Raw genomic sequence first — 18079 nt, forward strand, 5'->3', positions numbered from 1 at the left:
GCGTGACGCCGAGCCGGGGCCGGCCGCAACGGAACTCGGCCCGGATCAGGGCGCAATGAGGGAACGTCCGGAGCGGCGCTCAGGGTCGGCCCCCCAGGATCCCGGGGGACCGACCCTGAGCACGGGACTATCGCCGGGCGGCACCGACCTTCACGACGCCGGCCGTCCTGGTGCCGACGGCGTTGTCGTAGACGACGACACCGGTGGACTTCTTCCAGACCTTGACGCGGAACGTGTCCGGTCCGTCGGTGGCGGTGATCCGGAAGGCGTAGCCGCTCTTGCCGTTCACCGTGCCGGAGCCCTGGTACACCGCCCGGGAGCCGGTGACCACGAGCCAGTCGGAGCCGGTGGAGCGGAACTTCAGCCTTGCCGCGCCGAAGTCGAAGGTCGCCCTGCCCTCGGGGACGGTGGCCTTCTTGGGGTAGGCGGCGGCGAAGGAGAAGGCGGCCTTGCCGGTCAGCTCCGGACCGGCCGGGTAGGCGCCGGCCGGGGAGCCGATCACCCCGGCGCCGAGAGCGGGGCCCGCGGCGCGGTCGTACACGATCAGCTCGGCGAGCGCGGTGCCGTCCGAGGCGCCGTCGTCGTCGCTGACGGTGAGCACCGGCCGGTGGATGCCCGCCTCGGTGTACCTGTGCTCGGCACGGCAGCCCGCGGCGCCCGCCCGGACCGTCGTCGGCTGCGAGCCGTCCTTCCAGTCGACCCGGCAGGTGTGGGTGTCGGAGCTGCCCGGGTCGTCGAACTCGGCGGCGACGACGGCCCGTCCGCCGACCGAGACCGGGGAGGCGGGCCCGGTCGCGGAGGTGACCTCCGGGGCCGCGTTGGCCACGGTCACGGTGGCCGTGTCGCTGCCGCGGCCGCCGGTCAGGGTGACCTCGTAGGTGCCGTCGTCGGTGCAGGTGAGCGAGGTCCTCGCCGCCCCGGCGTCGGCGAGGGAGCAGGGTGCTCCCTCCTCGACGGCCCACTTCGGGCTGCCCGCACCGGAGACCGAGCCGTTCAGCGGGATGCGGTCGCCCTCCGCGCCCTCGGCGTTCGGCCCGGCGTGGACGACGGTCACCGGGTCGATGCCCGTGAGCGTCGGCTCGACCTTCCTGAGCAGGCCGTCGGTGTCGAACTCCAGCTTGTCGATGGTCGTTTCGCGGTGGGTGCCGTCACCGCCGGGGATCGCGAAGCGGTGGTAGGCGATGTACCAGTCGTCGGTGTGGGGGACATGGACGACCGAGTGGTGGCCGGGGCCCTTGACGCCGAGGGAGAGGTCCTTCTCCAGGATCACGCCGTGCCTGGTCCACGGGCCGGTGGGGGTGGGGCCCGTGGCGTACGCGACGCGGTAGTTCTCGTCGCGGGTGTCGTTCTCCGACCACATGAAGTAGTAGGTGCCCTTGCGCTTGATGACGAAGGTGCCCTCGTTGTAGCCGCTCGGGGTGATGTCCTTGACCGCGGACAAGTCGAGGGAGGTCACGTCGTCGTTCAGCGGGGCGACGTAGGCGCGGCCGTTGCCCCAGTAGAGATACGACCGGCCGTCGTCGTCCGTGAACACGGCGGGGTCGATCATCTGCCCGCTGAACTGGCCGGCTTTGAGCAGCGGCTTGCCGAGCGCGTCCTTGAACGGCCCCGTCGGCGAGTCGGACACGGCGACACCTATGTTGGCGTCCGCGCAGAAGTAGAAGTAGAACTTGCCGTCCTTCTCGGTGATCGTCGGCGCCCACGCCCTGCTGTCCGCCCAGGAGACGTCCGGGCCCAGGTCGAGGATGACGCCGTGGTCCTTCCAGTGGACCAGGTCGGTGGAGGAGTACGCCTTGAACTGCGTGCCGCTCCAGCCTTCGAAGCCGTCCGTGGTCGGGTAGAGGTAGAAGGTGTCGCCGAAGCGGACGATGTTCGGGTCGGCGTTGAGGCCCGGCAGCACCGGGCTCCTCATGATGAGCGCCGAGACCGTCCAGGTCCGCTTCTTCCCGTCCGAGCCGGTGACCTCGTACGTCACCGGCTTGCTGAAGTCCCGCGTGCTCCCGGAGGCGGGGCTGATCGACGCGCCGTGGGCGAGGGTGAACTCGGGGGCCAGTGCGGTGAGATCGGTGCCCTCCTTCATCGGCAGGGTGATCCCGCTCCCGCCGTTGTCGATGAGCGCGTCCACCTTCAGGGCCGGGTGGGTCGCCTTCGCTATGCCCGCGGTGTTGCCGCTGAGCTCCATGACCTCGGCGGCCGTGAGAGCCCGGTCGTAGACGCGGAAGTCGTCGACCTCGCCACCGAAGTACGGATCGGCCGCGTACAGGGACCTGCCGATGTAGCCGGTGTGGTCCTTGTCCGCGTCGTACAGCTCGGACGGCTTGACGGTGGTCGTCGTGCGGGCCGCCTCGACGCCGTCCACGTAGAGGACCATGGTGCCGGTGGAGCCGTTCAGAGTGACGGTGACGTGCCGCCACTCGCCGGGCGTGAGCCGTGAGCCGGCGGTCAGCTTCGACTCCGCCGACCAACTCGCCTTGGTGATGGCCGAGTAGAGGCTGGAGCCGCCGTTGGAGGGGGTGGCGAAGAGGTACTTGTCGCTGTCGGGTCCGAGCCCGAACAGCCACTGGAAGTTGTCGCCGCCTTTCCACTTGGCGTACGTCGAGACGGTGACACTGTCGGCGTTCCTCAGCACACCGTTGGGGACTCGGACGTACGGCGAGGTGGTCGAGGAGCTCGGACCGCCCGACATCCTGAACGAGCCGCCCTCGACGCCGGTGCCGAAGTCCGGCGTACGGACGTAGGTGCCGTGGTAGCCGTGACCGCTGGAGTCACGGGCGATGTTGCCGCCCGTCTCGTCGAAGTCGTACTGCAGGAGCAGATCGGCGGGGACGTCGGGGCCGTCCTGCGAGACGGTGACCTCGGCGCGGACCGGAATCGCGGCGCCGTCCGGCAGGCTGCCCGTCACCGTGAAGGTACCGGCCTGCGCGTACTTCGACTCCGGGACGTCCTCCCAGGTCACCGAGACCGGACGCTTGACGCCGTCGGCGTACGTGGCGATCACCGTGGCCGGCAGGACGGGAGCCTGTCCGACGCCGGTCTTCACGGACACGTCCTCGACGGACGCCACGAGCTTGTCCGGCTGGTAGGCGCGCAGCAGCCGGTCGTACTCGGCCTGCGTGACGGGGAGCACCGTGCCGTGGCGCGGTTTGGCCGGGAGGTCGTAGCCGGTGGACGGGGCCCAGGTGCCGGAGGCGAGGTCCGTCGTCTCGAAGGGGATGTAGCCACGGCCGCCGAACTCGTCGAGGAACGCGTACCACTTGTCCTCGGTGTTCGACTTGAACACCAGCGGCCCCTCGGCGGCGCTCATCGCGCCCTTGCCGATGCCCTCCGCGACGGCGTCCCAGGACAGGTCCAGGAGGGAGTCGCTCTTCTCCTCGAAGACGAACTTGCTGTTGGGGGTGGAGGAGGTGTTGTTCCGCTCGTCCTTGGAGAGCCGGAAGTACGTCCCGCCGTGCTCGATCACCGTGGAGTCGATGACGGACCAGCCGCGGTCGATCCAGACCTTGGGCTCGCTGAAGGTGTGGAAGTCGCGGGTGGTCGCGTACATCATGCGGTTGTACGTGTCGCCGGAGTGCGCTTCGTTGTCGTACAGCTTCGACGCCCAGAAGACGACGTACTCGCCGCGCTGCGCGTCGTAGAAGGCCTCCGGCGCCCAGGTGTTGCCCGCGCTGTCCGGGGAGACCTTGACGAGCCGCTGGTCCGTCCAGTGCACGAGGTCGGTGGACTCCCACACCATGATGGACTTGCTGCCGGTGCGCTGGGCGGCGTCCCAGTCGCCGTTGCCGTAGGTCCTCAGGTCGGTGGCGATCTGGTAGAACTTGTCGCCCTCGGGGGAGCGGATGATGAACGGGTCGCGCAGGCCCTTCTCGCCCAGCGTGGAGGTCAGGACGGGCTTGCCGTCGTTCAACTCCCGCCAGTGCAGGGGGTCGTTGCCCTTGCTGAGCGCGGCGTAGAGCTGTTCGCCGTCCGCTGTGCCCTCGCCGGTGAAGTAGCTGAACATGTAGCCCTTGAGGGCCTGCTTCTCGGGGAGTTCGGGGACCTCGGCCGTGAACGTGCGGGTCGTCTTCGCCTCGCCCTTGCTGACGGTGGCGGTCAACTCGACCGTGGTGGCACCCTCGCCGTGCGCCGGGCGGTGCACCACGCCGTCGGCCGAGACCACGGCCGGTTTCGCGGAGGACCAGGTGACGTCCGTGCCGTGGGCGGCTGTCGCCGGGAGGGTGAGGTTGCCGCGTACGTCGTCGAGGTTGTGGACGGTGAGGCCCTCGGCGGCCTGTTCGGTGGCGGCCCGGTCGTCGAAGTCCGGCAGGACCGTGACGTCGAAGGACTTGGTGGCGGTCACGGTGCCCTTCGTCAGGGTCGCCGTGAGCGTGGCGCGGCCGTTCGGCTCACCGGCGGCGGGCCGGGTGACCTTGCCGCCGTCCGACACCACGGAGGTGTTGTCGCTGGCCCAGCTGATCGAGGAACCGCCGGCCGTCCCGGTCCTCGGCAGGTCCAGATCGGCCGTGACCGCGGTGGTGTCGCCGAGGCTCAGCGCGGCCTTGTCGTCGGCGACGCCCTGTGCGGCGACCGGGAGCGCGAGCTGCTCGACCTCAGAACCGGCGAGGGCGCGGTCGTAGACCCGGAAGTCGCGGATCCTGCCCTTGAACAGCCTGTCGCCGGAGTAGACGGACCTGCCGATGAAGTTGGCGGTCGTGGTGCCGGAGCCGATCGCGCCCGGGGTGATGGTGACCGCGGTGTTGCGGCCGACCTCCACCCCGTCCTCGTACAGCACGCCCGTGGTCCCGGCCTGGGTGTAGGTGAGGTGCTTCCACACGCCGCGGGTGAGGTTGTGCGAGTCGGAGGCCTTGGTGGTCTGCTCCGTCGACCAGTTGCCGGTCGCGATCGAGGTGCGCAGGGAGTTGCCGGTCGTGAACAGGTACCCGTTGCCGTTGCCGCCGCTGGAGTTGCCGAAGCCGTAGACGAAGTACGGCGTGCTCTGGGTGGCGTCGATCAGCACGTCCAGGGAGACGGTGATCGCGTTCATGCCTTTCATGACGTCGTTCGGCACCTTGATGTAGGTGTCGGAACCGTTGAACGCGAGCCCCTGTCCGGTGCCCGACCAGTCGGCGGCGCCGTTGACCGTGCCGGTGCGGCCGTTGCCGGAGGCATCGGTGACGGTGCTGCCGGAGGTGGCGTCGAGCTTGTACCAGAGGGCGAGGCCGTCGGTGACCTCCGCTGCGGGGGCCGCCTCGGCGGCCCGGGCGGGATCGGTGGGCGTGGCCAGTCCCAGGAACAGTGACGCGGCGGTCAGCGCGGCGAGCCGGCCCGCCAGGCGTCTCGCGCGGACACGGGCACGTGCGATGTGGGGCATCTCGGGTTCCCTGCTGAGGCATGGCGGGGCCTCGGCCGTGGGCACCCGTGTCGGCTGTGTGACGTCGTGTGAGGTCGCGTGGCGAGAGTGTCGGCCGGTGCGTGGCACAGCGTCAAGAGGTTTCGAACGATGTCCGACAGGTCGAACGCTTGGATTCTCGTGGTGGGCGGTTCGTCGGTTTCGCGGCGGGTGGTTCGGTCGGCGTGGCCGGCGGTTCCGCCGGCGGACGGGTGGTTCGGTTCTCGTGACGGTTGGATCGGTGGTCGTGGCGGCGGAGCAGGTCTCGCGGCGGGCGACGCGGTTCTCGCGGCGGCGGCGGATCGTCGCTCGCGACCGGCGGTTGCGGTCCTTGTGGCGGGCGGCGCCGCGGTCAGCGATCGCGTCGTGCGCGGCGTGCCTCGGCCACCACCGGTACCAGTGGCAGCAGCGAGACGATCACGACGAGGGCGACCAGCGGCAGCAGGTAGTCGTCGATGTCGGGGACGGAGGACCCGAGGAAGTACCCGGCCAGCACCAGACTCTGGGACCACAACAGCCCGCCCGCCGTCTGCCAGACGGTGAAGCTCCGCGTGGGTACGCCGAGGGCGCCGGCCGCCGGGTGCAGGACCGTCCTCACCATCGGGACGAAACGGCCGATCACGAGAGCCTTGCCGTAGCCGTAGCGGGCCAGCAGCTTCTCCGCCCGCGCCTCGGCCTCCCGTACGCCGGGTCTGGAGGTGCGCGCCAGCAGGGCTCGCCCTCCGTGCCGCCCGAGCAGGAACCCGACCTGGCCGCCGGCCACCGCGCCCACGGCCGCGCACAGCAGCACCTGCCACAGCACCAGCCGCGGTGCCTCCTCGGCGCTGCCCGCGCACAGCACACCGGCCGGGAGCAGCAGCGTGTCACCGGGCAGGAAGAATCCGACGACCAGCAGGCTGGACTCCGCGAAGATCACCACCAGGACGCCGAGCGCACCGAAGGTCGCCAGCACCGAGGCGCCGTCCATCGGGTTGACGGCGAGCATCGCCCTCACCTCCAGGCCGCCCAGTGGATCGTCCTCCCCTCAAGCATCCCGTGCGGAGGGACCGGGCGCCTACGTCGGAGCCGGCCCGGCCGCGAACGGGCCGTCGGCGCCGAAAGCGCGGCCTGGTCGCCTGCCGTGCGGCGCGCGAAAGGGTGTCGGGCGGCGCGCGAAAGGGTGTCGGGCGCGCTTCATGGCGCCGCCGCGCGGCTCGCATGACAAGCTGGGCATGACGTGTGCCGCCGTGGCGAGCATGGGAGGACGGGTTGGACTGGGGCCGGTTCGCGCAGCAGCTGGCGTCGTTGGCGCGAGACCTTCTGGCGCAGGATTCGGTGAACGCCACGCTCGACCGGATCACCGCCTCGGCCATCGACCTGGTCGGAGGCTGTGACGCGGCCGGCATCCTCGTTCTGCACGGCACGAAGGTGGAGACGCTCTCGCCCACCGACCAGCTGGTCGTCGACAGCGACCGGCTGCAGGCACGGCTGGAGGAGGGGCCCTGCTTCGACGCCGCCCGTACCTCGCGGGGAGAGCGGGTCTTCCGCATCGCCGATTTCACGGACGCGCAGCAGCGCTGGCCCGCCTACGCCCCGCAGGCCCGCGAGCTCGGCGTGGGCAGCATGATGGGCTTCCTGCTGTACACGGAGGACGAGGACCTCGGCGCGCTGAACCTGTACTCGCGCAAACCCGGGGCGTTCACCGCGGACAGCGAACTAGCCGGCTGGCTGCTGGCCTCCCACGCGGCGGTCGCCTTCTCCAGCGCCCGCTCCCACGCCCAGATGGAGCAGGCAGTCGCCACCCGCCATCTCATCGGCGAGGCCATGGGCATCCTCATGGGCAGCCACCGCCTCACCGAGGAACAGGCCTTCGACGTGCTGCGCCGCTACTCGCAGGAGAACAACGTCAAGCTCCGCGAGGTCGCCCGGCAGGTGTGCGAGCGGGGCAGCTTGAACTGACGGGGGTGGGGCGGCTTCCCCAGCTCCTGGTCCGAACCAGAGAAGCCTGGGTCGGGTCAGCCCCATGGGAACGCCGCTGCACCCGGCCTGCCCTCCCAAGTCCCCTGCCGCGCGCCGGGCCACACGTGAATTCCGTATCGCCCGGATCCGGCTCGCCGGGCCGCAGGGGTCCGGGCGCTCGCAGCTGCCTTGACGCCCCCGTACCCGGCCACATGGAGTAGCGCCTGCATGCGGTCCGTCGTCAGGGGAACCCGGCCCCCATGGGTACGAACCATGCCGAAGCCCCGATCCTCGAAGCCCTCGCCAGGTACCGGAACGTCGACGAGCTGGGGTTCACGCCCCCCGGCCACAAACGGGCACGCGGCGCGGACCCGCGGGCCCGCGAGGTCCTGGGCGACGCCGTCTTCTTCGGTGACGTCCTGGCCAGCGGCGGTCTGGACGACCGGCTCACCCGGGGCCAGGTGCTGGAGCGGGCCGAGGAACTCATGGCCGACGCGGTGCACGCGGACCACACGTTCTTCTCGACGTGTGGGAGTTCGCTGTCGGTGAAGGCCGCCATGCTGGCGGTGACGTCTCCCGGCCACCGGCTCCTCGTGGGACGCGACGCGCACAAGTCGGTGGTGGCCGGACTCATCCTGTGCGGTGTCCAGCCGGTGTGGGTCGAACCCCAGTGGGACGCCTCGCGCCACATCGCGCATCCCCCTTCCGCGACCGCCTACGAGAAGGCGTTCGACGAGTACCCGGACGCGGACGGGGCCCTGGTCACCAGCCCCACGCCGTACGGGGCCGCGGCCGACCTCACGGGCATCGCCGAGGTCTGCCACCGACTGGGCAAGCCGCTCATCGTGGACGAGGCGTGGGGAGCGCATCTGCCCTTCCACGACGAACTGCCGACGTGGGCCATGGACGCCGGCGCCGACATCTGTGTCACCAGCATCCACAAGATGGGCAGCGGTCTGGAGCAGGGCTCGGTGTTCCATCTCCAGGGCGAGCTGATCGACCCCGCCGAGCTGGCCTCACGGGCCGACCTCCTCGACACGACCAGCCCGAACGTCCTGATCTACGCCGGCATCGACGCCTGGCGCCGACAGATGATGCAGCACGGTCACGACCTCATGGGGCGAGCCCTGAAGCTCGCGGCACGCATCCGCACCGCCATCGAGGCCGTGGACGGGCTGCACGTCAACGGTGCCGAGGACTTCTGCGGCCCCGGCCTCGCCGCCGACTTCGACCCCCTGCCCGTCGTCATCGACATCAGCGAACTCGGTACCAGCGGCTACCGGGCGGCCGACTGGTTGCGGGCCCACCACCACATCGACGTCCACCTCTTCGACCACCGGCGCATCAGCGCGCAGCTGACCCACGCCGACGACGAGGAGACCGCCGAGCGTCTTCTCGCGGCCCTGCGCGACCTGTCCGACCACGCCGACGAGCTGAAGGACGCCCCCCAGGTCGTCGTGCCGCCCCCCGCGGAACTGCGGATGGATCAGGTCGACCTGCCTCGGGACGCCTATTTCGCACGGCATGCGAAGATCCCCACGGCCGAGGCCGTCGGCAGGATCGCCGCCGAGATGATCACCCCCTACCCGCCCGGCATCCCCGTGGTCCTGCCCGGCGAACGTCTGACGGAGCCGGTACTGAAGTACCTGGTCACCGGAGTCGAGTCCGGCATGTTCCTTCCGGACGCGGCCGACGGGAGCCTACATACCGTACGCGTGGTCGCGGAATCCTGACCTGCGTCCTGCGTCCTGCGTCCTGCGTCCTGCGTGCTGCGTGCTGCGTCCTGCGTGCTGCATCTGGCGTCATGCGTCCTGCGTCTGGCGTCCTGCCGCCGCCCGGCGCGGGGGAGGCCCGCAGTGCACGGTCCCGGTGCGGTGTCAGACGGGATAGGCATGAGTCTGCGTCGCCTTCACCGTCGCCCAGACCTCGGCACCCGGATGCAGGTCGAGTTCCGCCGCGGCGACCGTGGTGAGGTCGGCTGCGAGGGGGAGTTTGCCGGCCAGATCGGCGCGAATCTGGTCACCGTGGGTTTCCATCCCGGCCACCTCGCCGTGCCAGAGGTTCCGCGCACTGGAGCCCGTCGGACGGTCCCGGTGGAGGGTGACGGCGCTCGGTGGGAACGCCACGAAGACAGGGCCGGTCAAGGACTCGGCGATGGTGATGTCAGGGCCGGTTTCCAGCCGGACCGTGTGCCCCTCCGCCTCGCCCCGATACAGGTTCAGGCCGACCAACCGGGCGATGTAGTCCGTACGGGGGTGGCGCGCGATGTGGGCCGGGCTGCCCTCCTGGACGACACGGCCGTCCTCGACGACGACCAGACGGTCGGCCAGCACCATCGCGTCCAGCGGATCGTGGGTGACGAGGACGGCCACCGCCTCGAACTCGGCCAGGTGTCGCCGGAGCTGGGCGCGCACCTCCAGTCGGGTACGGGCGTCGAGGGCCGCCAGGGGCTCGTCGAGAAGGAGCAGGCGGGGGCGGGTCGCCAAGGCACGGGCGAGGGCGACCCGCTGGGCCTGACCGCCGGAAAGCTTGCGGGGCTTGGCCCCGGCATGGCCGGCGAGGCCCATGCGGTCCAGCCACTCGGCGGCCTGCGCGCGGGCCTGCGCCTTGGTCGCGCCCTGGCAGCGGGGGCCGAAGGCCACGTTGTCCAAGGCGGTGAGGTGGGGGAAGAGCAGATAGTCCTGGAAGACCACGCCGACCGGCCTGGATTCGGGCGGCGTACGGTCCAAGTCCGTGCCGTCGAGCCGAAGACGGCCACCGCTGAGCGGGGTCAGACCGGCGAGGGCCCGCAGGGCGGTGGTCTTGCCCGCGCCGTTCGGGCCGAGCAGTGCGACCACCTCGCCCGGCGCCACGGTCAGCGCCACGTCGAGACGGAAGGCGCCGCGTTCGACGACCAGACGGGCGTCGAGCCCGGCATCGGGGGCTCCGGCACGTGCGTCCGGGAGGGCGTCGGCGGCGCCGGGGGCGTTGTCCATGCTGCTGTCACCGGTCATGGTCATCCTGCCGACATCCAACGGTCGCGCAGCCCGGCCAGCACCGCGACGGACACGGCGAGCAGGACCAGGCTGAGGGCGATGGCCGCCTCCGGATCGCTCTGCAGGGCCAGGTAGACGGAGAGCGGCATGGTCTGGGTACGGCCGGGAAAGTTGCCGGCGAAGGTGATCGTCGCGCCGAACTCGCCGAGCGCCCGCGCCCACGCCAGCACGGCTCCCGCGGCGATGCCCGGCGCGATCAGCGGGAGCGTGACCCGGCGGAACGCGGTGAAGCGGGAGGCACCCAGAGTGGTGGCCGCCTCCTCGTAGCGCGGGTCGGCGGCGCGCAGGGTGCCCTCGACGCTGATGACCAGGAACGGCATCGCCACGAACGCCTCGGCGACCACGACACCGGCCGTGGTGAAGGGCAGGGTGACGCCGAACCACGAGTCCAGCCACTGCCCGACGATGCCGTTGCGGCCGAGCGCCATCAGCAGCGCCACACCCCCCACCACCGGCGGCAGGACGAGGGGGAGGGTGACCAGGGCCCGGACGAGCCCGCGGCCGGGGAACTCGACGCGGGCCAGCAGCCAGGCAAGGGGCACACCGATCACCAGGCTCACCGCGGTGGCGGCGGTGGCGCACAGCAGGGACAGCTGGAGCGCGTCCCACACCTCGGCGCTGGTCAGCTGCTCGGGCAGGGTGCGCCAGGGGGCCCGTGCGACGAGAGCGAGCAACGGCACGAGCAGGAAAGCGAGGCCCAGGAGCGCCGGAAGCAGGAGCGGCAGCGGAACGCCCGCCCGCGCGCGGCGGCGCGGCGGCCGACCCGAGAGGGTGTCGGTCCCGGTGGGCTTGCCGGGCGGCGTCACGACTTGAGGAACCCGGCCGCGGTCAGAACCCTCTGGCCTTCGGCGGATCGCACCAGCGCGATGAACGCCTCGGCCGCCTCGGCGTTCGGGGCGTCCCTGAGCCGGACGATCGGGTAGTCGTTGACGGCGTCGGCGGACTCGGGGAACTCCACGCCCTCCACCTTGTCACCCGCGGACCTCACATCGGTCTTGTAGACGACGGCCGCGTCGGCCTCCCTCAGCTCGACCTTGGTCAGGGCGGCCTTGACGTCCTGTTCGTAGGAGACGGGCGTGAGTTCGAGGCCGCTCGCGTCGAGGGCCTTTCGGGTGGCGGCGCCACAGGGCACCTCCTTGTCGCAGAGCACGACCTTCAGGCCGGACCGGGTGAGGTCCTTGAGCGAGGAGACCTTGTCCGGGTTGCCCGGCAGGGTCGCGATCGCCAGCTCGTTGCGGACGAAGGTGGCGGGCGTCCCCGACGCGTTCCCCGCGTCCGTGACGATCTTCATGGTCTTGGGACTGGCGGCGGCGAAGACGTCCGCCGGGGCGCCGCCGGTGATGCTCGCGGCGAGCGTGTCACTGCCGCCGAAACTGAAGGTCACCGTAGTGCCGGGGTGCTCCGTCTCGAACCGCTTGCCCAGCGCCGTGAAGCTCTCCTCCAGCGAGGCCGCCGCGAACACCGTCACCGTGCCGGAGAGCTTGTCCGAGGCGGACCCGGAGGAGTCCGGCCTCGCCGTGGAAGAGCCGTCGGACGAGGAGCAGGCGCTCAGGGCCAGCAGCGTGGCGGCACCCGCGCCGACCACCCGCAGGGTCCGGCGCTTCCGGCGCGCGGTACGGATCATCACGGGCCCACTCCCTCTGGTCCTCACGGACGGACACACCCCTCCGGCTGGTCCGCGTCCTCGACACGGCAGGCGTGTCTGCGCCGATGATTCTGCCGCAGATGCAAGGCGAAAGTCTCTTGTACCTTCGCATGAGCGAGAGGGTGGAACACGCTGGGTTGGTATGTGCGTCTGTACGGGAGTCCGCCCGGTGCGGCCGAGGAGCTGACCTCTACCTGCTCCCCGGCCCGTCCTCCTCCGTCCGCACGCCGTCCGCCGGGTTCGGGTCCCCCCACTCCAGCCACATCACCGAGTACATCTCGCCGTCCTGCGGCGGACGTGTCCAGGAACGGGTGACGAACGTGTGCAGCCGCCCGTTCACCAGGGCGTGACGGGGCAGGGACGCGCCGAACTCCCCGGCCACCGCCTCCAACAGCGACCGTTCCACCCGCCCCCAGTCCTCCGAACCGCCGAAGAACCGACTCGGGTCCAGGGCGCGCGGTATCTCCCCGCTCCGCCCGACCTCTGAGTCCGCGTAGGTGAACGCGTACAGCTCGACACCGTCCCGCGCCACCGAGAGATGGAAGAACGGCTCCCCGCGCCCCGTCCTCAGTCCGCTCCACACCACCACCGCGCGGGTGCCCTCGCTGGCGGCCGCGGCCGGGGAGACGAACCGCCGCCGGTCGAACGGGGCGGGATCACTGTCGAAGGCGAAGCACCAGCCGGCGCCGGCCCGGCCGACCGCCATGAGCGCCCTGTCGTCGTAGGACGAGAACTCCCTCTTGCCGCGCAGTGCTCTGTGACGCGCCTCCCAGTGGGTCAAGGGTTCGCTCAGCGCGGGGCCGTCTCCGTCCCCGAGTCCGTCCGCGAGACGGTGGGGCACCTCTTCGGGCTCGACCCCTTCCACGAGGACGAACCGGTACGACGTGCGGTTGTTGCCGGGGTCCGGCTCCGCGAGCCACGCCAGGCCGTTCGGGTCGAGGCCGGCCGTCGGCCGCGGTGCCTGCCCCGCCTGCCCGGCCCTCGGCGTGGACAGCAGCTCCCGGCCCCGGTCCGGGGTCAGCAGCGGTCCGAGCACGGGGTCGGCCACCCATCCCAGCGGCGCCAGGTGATCCGGCCCCAGCGGTTCCCACAGGGGCAGAGCGTCCATCAGCGTCCGCCAAGCTCGATCGGTGTCTCCCCACCGCGCCAGCTCCCTCGCCCGCTCGACCGCCTCTCCGAACGGCCCGGCCGCCGTGTACCGGTACGTGCCGTTCCGTAACTGATCCAGCGTCGCGTGGGCCAGTGACATCAGGTCCTCGTCGGCACCCCGCAGATGGAACGTCAGCGCGGAGTCGCCCCGGTAGGAGTGCGCCGCGTGCTCGGCGACCAGCAAGGGCAGCAGCTCGGGGGCGTACTGAGGGTCCGTCACCAGGCCTTCGAAGGACACCATGTCGCGCCGGCCGAGCAGGCGGCGTATCTGGTCGCCCAGCCCGGCGGCCCGCGGTCTGCCGTAGCCCTTGGCCTCGTCCAGTGCCTCCACGGCCCGTTCCCAGGCGCCGCTCAGCGCCATCGGCCGGGCCTCCTCCACCAAGGAGTCCAGCGCTCGCGTCGTGTCGTTGACGAACAGCGGCTCCGCACCGCCCGGTCGGGCCCTCAGGCTGTGGAACTCCCTATGCATCTCCCGCATGAACTGAAGGAAGTTCGCGTGCCGTTCGGGTGGCGCGGCCCGCCAGCTCGCCCAGGTGTACACGGCCCACTCGCCGTCCTCGTCCACGTCCTCGGGGTCCATCAGGACATGGGTGGCGTCGGACTCGACGTCGAGCTGCAGTCCCCGGCGCCAGAGGTCCGCCTCCCGCCGCTCCTCGGGCCCGGAGTCCTCGTCCAGGTACTCCTCGAAGATGTCTGCAAGTCCCGACTCGTTGTCGTGCCAGCGCGCCTCCTGGGTCCCCGCCAGCAGCCACACGAACCCACCCGCGTTCCGCCAGCCGTCACTGACCTTGAGGAACTCCCGGTAGGACGGGGGCATGCGGCTGCCGAGGCGCCTCTCCATGGCCGCGATGCGCTCCTCGGACGCGGGTGGGAAGCCCAGCCACCGCGCCTGCCGGGCGGCCTCGTCGTCGTCGCTCCGCGTCTCGTCGTCCGACAGGGAATCGGCCCATTCCCCGCTCCACTTGAGCAGGAAGGAACGCCAGTCGAATGCCGTGGTGTCCGTCATGGGCCCGATGCTGCCATCCGCCACTGACAATCGCGGCCGGCTCCTGGAACCCTCGGCAGGAGCTGTACCGGGAGTTCCTCGCCGCGGTTCGGAACACGCTCGTGCCGCCTTCCCCACCTGTGACCGTAGACGTACCAGTGGGCTGAAGGCCGCCGCCGTCGCCTGCACTTGGGGGCGGTGTCAGTCCACGCACGGGACCTGCGTGCGGTCCCGCACGATGATCTTGCCGGTGTTCCGGCCGTGGAGCATGCCCAGGAAGGCGTCCACGATGTGCTCGAACCCGTCGACCACCGTCTCGTCCGGAGCGAGCCGGCCGCTCTGCAGATGCGGTACCGCGAACTCGTACAGCTCCTCCTGCAGATCACGGTAGTTGCTGACCAGGAAGCCTTCCATGCGGATGCTCTTCTCCACGAAGCCCGCGTGGTCGAAGCGTATCGGCGGGGCGTCGGGGGTGTTGTACTGGCTGAGCGTGCCGACGCGGACGATGCGCCCGAACGCGCGCAACGCACCCACCGCCGCGGCCAGTTGCTCGCCGCCGACGTTGTCGACGAACACGTCGATGCCGTCCGGTGCGGCCTTGCCGAGAAGATCGGCGGCGGGTCCGTCGTGGTAGTCGAAGGCGGCGTCGAAACCGACAACCCGTGTCAGATGGTCGACCTTCGCCGCCGATCCCGCGCTGCCCACGAGCCGTCCGGCGCCGAGGAGCCGCGCGAACCGCCCGGTCGCCGTGCCCACCCCGCCCGCCGCGGCCGACACGAACAGGTCCTCGCCCTCCCGGAGCCTTGCGACGCGGGTCAGACCCACATAGGCGGTCAGACCGGTGCCGCCGAGGATGCTCAAGTAGGCGGTCAGGGGCACTCCGTCGAAGCGGGGCAGCTGCCGGGTCTCCTCGGGCGTGACCACAGCGTGAGTGCGCCAGCCCTGCCGGTGGAACACGAGGTCGCCCTCGGCCAGCCGAGGCGTGCGCGAGGCGACGACCCGCCCGACGGTGCGGCCCTCCAGCGGCGCGTCGAGCGCGAAGCCGCCGGGTACGTCGTCCATCATCTCGCGGTGGTAGGGGTCGACGGACCAGTACAGGTTTTTCACGAGCGCGCTGCCGGCCGCGGGGGCGGGAAGCGTGGACTCGACGAAGGCGAAGTGTTCGGCGGTGGGAAAGCCGTGCGGGCGGGCTGTCTGGTGCACGGTGAGCGCGGTCTCGTTCATGCCGGGACCGTAGGCCGGGAATGCGCCTGGTGGGCAGCCCGTTCCGCTCATGCGAGACTCCGTTCCATGAGCAGTTCACATGGATCGAGGTAAGCCCCGTGGCCCGCACGAGCGACTCCGATCTCGCCCCGCACGAACTGCGTGTCCTGGTGGCGGTCGCGGACACCGGCGGCTTCTCGGCCGCGGCCGGGAAACTCGGTCTGACCCAGTCCGCGATCTCCCACTCGGTGCGCGGCAGCGAGCGCAAGATCGGTGCCGTGCTCTTCGAACGCGGCCGGTCCGGCGCCCGCCCCACCGCTGCCGGAGAGAAGGCCGTGGCGCACGCCCGCCGCATCCTGCGCCTGCTGGACGTCCTGACCGCGGAGGCGCGCGGGGCGGCCCGGTCCGACGCGGCGGAGGGGCCGTTGCGGATCGCGGCCTTCCGCAGCGCGGCTCTCCACCTGCTGCCGCCCGTCCTTCAGCGGCTGCGCGCCCGGCATCCCGGGATCGAGCCGCGGGTGCGGATCGTCCGCGAGGTGGGGCGCGGCACCGCGGGTGAAGTGGCCGACGGGAAAGCCGACATAGCCATCGCCACGCTGGGCGGCTCCGTGCCGCTGCCACCGGGGCTGGTCGCGGGCGGACTCTTCGAGGAGCCGTATGCCTTGGTGCACGCGGTGGGTCAGGTGGACCCGCGTTCGCTGCCCCTGGTCGACTGGGCCGAGAACTGCCGCTCGTACACCCGCGACTGGTGGGCCGCACAGGACTGGATCCCGGAGGCGACCGTCGAGGCCGAGGACGACGGAGCGGTCCTCTCCTTGGTGAGCGGGGGACACGGAATGGCGATCATGCCCGCGCTCTCCTTGGTCGGAGTGCCGGCATCGGTCGGGATCACCGATCTCGGCCCGCGGCGCCCGACACGCGAGGTCGGCTATGTGACCTCCTCCGAACTGGCTGGATCCACGGCGGTGCGCGCCTTGGTGAGGGAACTGCGGGCCACGGTCCCTGAAGGATGTGAGCGTTCGTAGCTGCGGGCTGAGGGGGGGGGCGGTCACATGATCCGGGGGCGGCCGCGGCAGGAGGCGGCAGCGGTACGGGGGCGGGGAACGGGGGTGCTCGCCGGCCGTCGTACGACACACCGCCCGACGGGACGGTGTACCGGGGGTGCGCCCTTCCAAGGGCCCGTCACCGAGGGCGTTGCTCCCGCAGCACGCCGACGCAACGGGTGAGGAGCCCGGTCAACGCGTCCCGCTCCTCGTCCGTGAACTCGTCGGCGAGGGCTCGCTCCACGCGTACGGCACGCGCGTCGGCGTCGGCCAGAACGGTACGGCCCTCGTTCGTGAGCCGGGTCTCCAGGACGTTCCTGTGCCATTCGTGCGGGGTGCGCTCGATCAGGCCGCGGTCGTGGAGGTTCTTCAGGACCGTGTTCATGGTGGGCGGTGTGACGCCGCAGAGGCGGGCCAGGGCGGCCGCGGAGATACCGGGTTTGTCGGAGAGGTGGAGCAGTGCCGCGTACTGCGGGACCGTCACCCCTGCCGGCTTGAGCACCGCGGTCTTGGTCGCGTTCAGGGCCTGCTCGGCCTGCTTGATGTAGGAGCCGAGGCGCTCGGAGGCAGGCATGGAGGTCATCACTCGCGCATGGTAGCGGTCTCATATGCCGATGCAGCCCCTGGCGAAAGGTAATGCATTGACGAGCATTAGAGTTCTAATCTAGCTTCGGGTTCACACCGAAGGGCTGACCCCACCGACCTGAGAGGCACCGTCACCCGTGTCCCGTTCGATGCAGCGCCGTACGTTTCTGACCGCCGCCGCCGCTACCGCCTTGGCCGTCGCCGCTCCCGTGTCCGCACGGGCGACCACCCGACCCCGCGTCTCCACGGCCTTCACCCTCCCCGGCGAGCGCGCCTACCCGGAGGGCATCGCTCTCGACCCGCGCTCGGGCGACGCGTATGTCGGCTCCTACACCACCGGCGCGGTCTACCGCGCCGCCGCCGGGCATCGCACCGCCCGGGTCTTCCTGCCGGCCGGTCTCGACGGCCGGCACACGGCCAACGGCCTCAAGGTCGACCGCCAAGGACGCCTGTGGGTCATCGACTCCACCACCGGCGTGACCGTGTACGACCTCCACGACCGCTCCCTGCTGGCCCGCTTCGACGTACCGAACGACGACCCGCGCTTCCTCAACGACCTCGTGATCACCGCCGACGGCACGGCGTACCTCACCGACAGCCTGCGTCCGCTGATCTACCGCGTCACACCGGCCGAGCTGGCCCGCGCCCGCGGCGGCCGGGCGCCGCTCACCGCACGCTACGACCTGAGCCGGGCCCTGACCCCGCGCCCGCCCACGGCCCCCGTCCTCAACGGCATCGTCGCCGACCCCACCGGAAGCATGCTGTTCGTCGTCGACATGCCCGGCGGCGGCCTGTACCGGGTGAGCGTGGCCGACGGCTCCGTACGGCAGGTGACCCTGCGCGGCGCAGACATGGTGCACGGCGACGGCATGGAACTGGCACACGGCACCCTGTGGGTCGCCCACAACGCCACCCACACCCTCACCCGCTGGCATCTGTCCGCCGACGGCACCAAGGCCCGTCTCACCCGCAGCCTGACCGATCCCGCCCTTCAGACCCCGACCACCCTGGCCCGCGACCACCGAGGCCTGCTGGTCGTCCGCTCCCAGTTCGACAAGGGCGGCCCGATGGGCCCGGGCACCCCGCAGACACCGTTCACCGTGGCACGGGTGACGGGGATGTGAGCGCCCG

Annotated in this window: 12 protein-coding genes; 4 read left to right on the plus strand and 8 right to left on the minus strand. The window is 71.2% G+C overall.

All coding sequences use genetic code 11. The annotated features are described in order from the left end of the window. Positions 1-127 precede the first annotated feature (127 nt). Complete coding sequence (locus tag ACFYNL_RS00880) at positions 128-5347, minus strand: family 43 glycosylhydrolase (RefSeq protein WP_388794353.1); 5220 nt, start codon at positions 5345-5347, stop codon at positions 128-130. A gap of 370 nt (positions 5348-5717) precedes the next feature. After that, positions 5718-6350 carry a DedA family protein gene (locus ACFYNL_RS00885; protein WP_388794356.1) on the minus strand — a complete coding sequence of 211 codons (633 nt, stop codon included), beginning with the start codon at positions 6348-6350 and terminating at the stop codon, positions 5718-5720. Positions 6351-6613: 263 nt separating this feature from the next. On the opposite strand from ACFYNL_RS00885, the gene ACFYNL_RS00890 reads away from it, so the two are divergent. After that, on the plus strand, positions 6614-7303 hold the full coding sequence (locus tag ACFYNL_RS00890) for an ANTAR domain-containing protein (RefSeq protein ID WP_388794359.1): 690 nt from the start codon (positions 6614-6616) through the stop codon (positions 7301-7303). A gap of 260 nt (positions 7304-7563) precedes the next feature. Next, positions 7564-9036 carry an aminotransferase class I/II-fold pyridoxal phosphate-dependent enzyme gene (locus ACFYNL_RS00895; protein ID WP_388794362.1) on the plus strand — a complete coding sequence of 491 codons (1473 nt, stop codon included), beginning with the start codon at positions 7564-7566 and terminating at the stop codon, positions 9034-9036. Between the two features lie 144 nt (positions 9037-9180). Here the strand turns inward: ACFYNL_RS00895 and ACFYNL_RS00900 are convergent, their stop codons facing one another. The 5 genes from ACFYNL_RS00900 to ACFYNL_RS00920 all read right to left on the minus strand — a co-directional run bounded on the left by ACFYNL_RS00900 (position 9181) and on the right by ACFYNL_RS00920 (position 15341). Further along, a complete protein-coding gene (locus ACFYNL_RS00900; protein WP_388797187.1) occupies positions 9181-10278 on the minus strand; it encodes an ABC transporter ATP-binding protein in 1098 nt (365 codons plus the stop codon). Positions 10279-10298: 20 nt separating this feature from the next. Then, complete coding sequence (gene modB / locus ACFYNL_RS00905; RefSeq protein WP_388794365.1) at positions 10299-11144, minus strand: molybdate ABC transporter permease subunit; 846 nt, start codon at positions 11142-11144, stop codon at positions 10299-10301. Next, positions 11141-11962, minus strand: a complete 822-nt coding sequence (gene modA, locus ACFYNL_RS00910; protein WP_388794368.1) for a molybdate ABC transporter substrate-binding protein — start codon at positions 11960-11962, stop codon at positions 11141-11143. Before modA ends, modB begins: the two co-directional genes overlap by 4 nt. A 211-nt stretch (positions 11963-12173) precedes the next feature. After that, entirely contained in the window at positions 12174-14138 is a 1965-nt protein-coding gene (locus ACFYNL_RS00915; protein ID WP_388794371.1) for an SMI1/KNR4 family protein, read from the minus strand. Between the two features lie 180 nt (positions 14139-14318). After that, on the minus strand, positions 14319-15341 hold the full coding sequence (locus ACFYNL_RS00920; protein ID WP_388794373.1) for an NADP-dependent oxidoreductase: 1023 nt from the start codon (positions 15339-15341) through the stop codon (positions 14319-14321). Between the two features lie 98 nt (positions 15342-15439). Here ACFYNL_RS00920 and ACFYNL_RS00925 point away from each other — a divergent pair, with 98 nt between their 5' ends. Beyond that, positions 15440-16345 carry a LysR family transcriptional regulator gene (locus ACFYNL_RS00925; protein ID WP_388794376.1) on the plus strand — a complete coding sequence of 302 codons (906 nt, stop codon included), beginning with the start codon at positions 15440-15442 and terminating at the stop codon, positions 16343-16345. 157 nt (positions 16346-16502) lie between these two features. Here the strand turns inward: ACFYNL_RS00925 and ACFYNL_RS00930 are convergent, their stop codons facing one another. Further along, complete coding sequence (locus ACFYNL_RS00930; RefSeq protein WP_388794379.1) at positions 16503-16946, minus strand: MarR family winged helix-turn-helix transcriptional regulator; 444 nt, start codon at positions 16944-16946, stop codon at positions 16503-16505. A 139-nt stretch (positions 16947-17085) separates the two neighbouring features. Between ACFYNL_RS00930 and ACFYNL_RS00935 the strand changes: the two genes are divergently transcribed. Further along, positions 17086-18072, plus strand: a complete 987-nt coding sequence (locus ACFYNL_RS00935) for an SMP-30/gluconolactonase/LRE family protein (RefSeq protein WP_388794381.1) — start codon at positions 17086-17088, stop codon at positions 18070-18072. Positions 18073-18079: the final 7 nt, after the last annotated feature.

It is taken from the genome of Streptomyces sp. NPDC007808 (assembly GCF_042868655.1).
Lineage (GTDB): Bacteria > Actinomycetota > Actinomycetes > Streptomycetales > Streptomycetaceae > Streptomyces.

Excerpts from the sequence above, each read along its gene's own strand:
- ACFYNL_RS00885 (WP_388794356.1), bottom strand. The coding sequence starts at position 6,350 with ATGCTCGCCGTCAACCCGATGGACGGCGCCTCGGTGCTGGCGACCTTC.
- ACFYNL_RS00930 (WP_388794379.1), bottom strand. The coding sequence starts at position 16,946 with ATGACCTCCATGCCTGCCTCCGAGCGCCTCGGCTCCTACATCAAGCAG.
- ACFYNL_RS00900 (WP_388797187.1), bottom strand. The coding sequence starts at position 10,278 with ATGGACAACGCCCCCGGCGCCGCCGACGCCCTCCCGGACGCACGTGCC.
- ACFYNL_RS00895 (WP_388794362.1), top strand. The coding sequence starts at position 7,564 with ATGGGTACGAACCATGCCGAAGCCCCGATCCTCGAAGCCCTCGCCAGG.
- ACFYNL_RS00915 (WP_388794371.1), bottom strand. The coding sequence starts at position 14,138 with ATGACGGACACCACGGCATTCGACTGGCGTTCCTTCCTGCTCAAGTGG.
- modA (WP_388794368.1), bottom strand. The coding sequence starts at position 11,962 with ATGATCCGTACCGCGCGCCGGAAGCGCCGGACCCTGCGGGTGGTCGGC.
- ACFYNL_RS00920 (WP_388794373.1), bottom strand. The coding sequence starts at position 15,341 with ATGAACGAGACCGCGCTCACCGTGCACCAGACAGCCCGCCCGCACGGC.
- ACFYNL_RS00880 (WP_388794353.1), bottom strand. The coding sequence starts at position 5,347 with ATGCCCCACATCGCACGTGCCCGTGTCCGCGCGAGACGCCTGGCGGGC.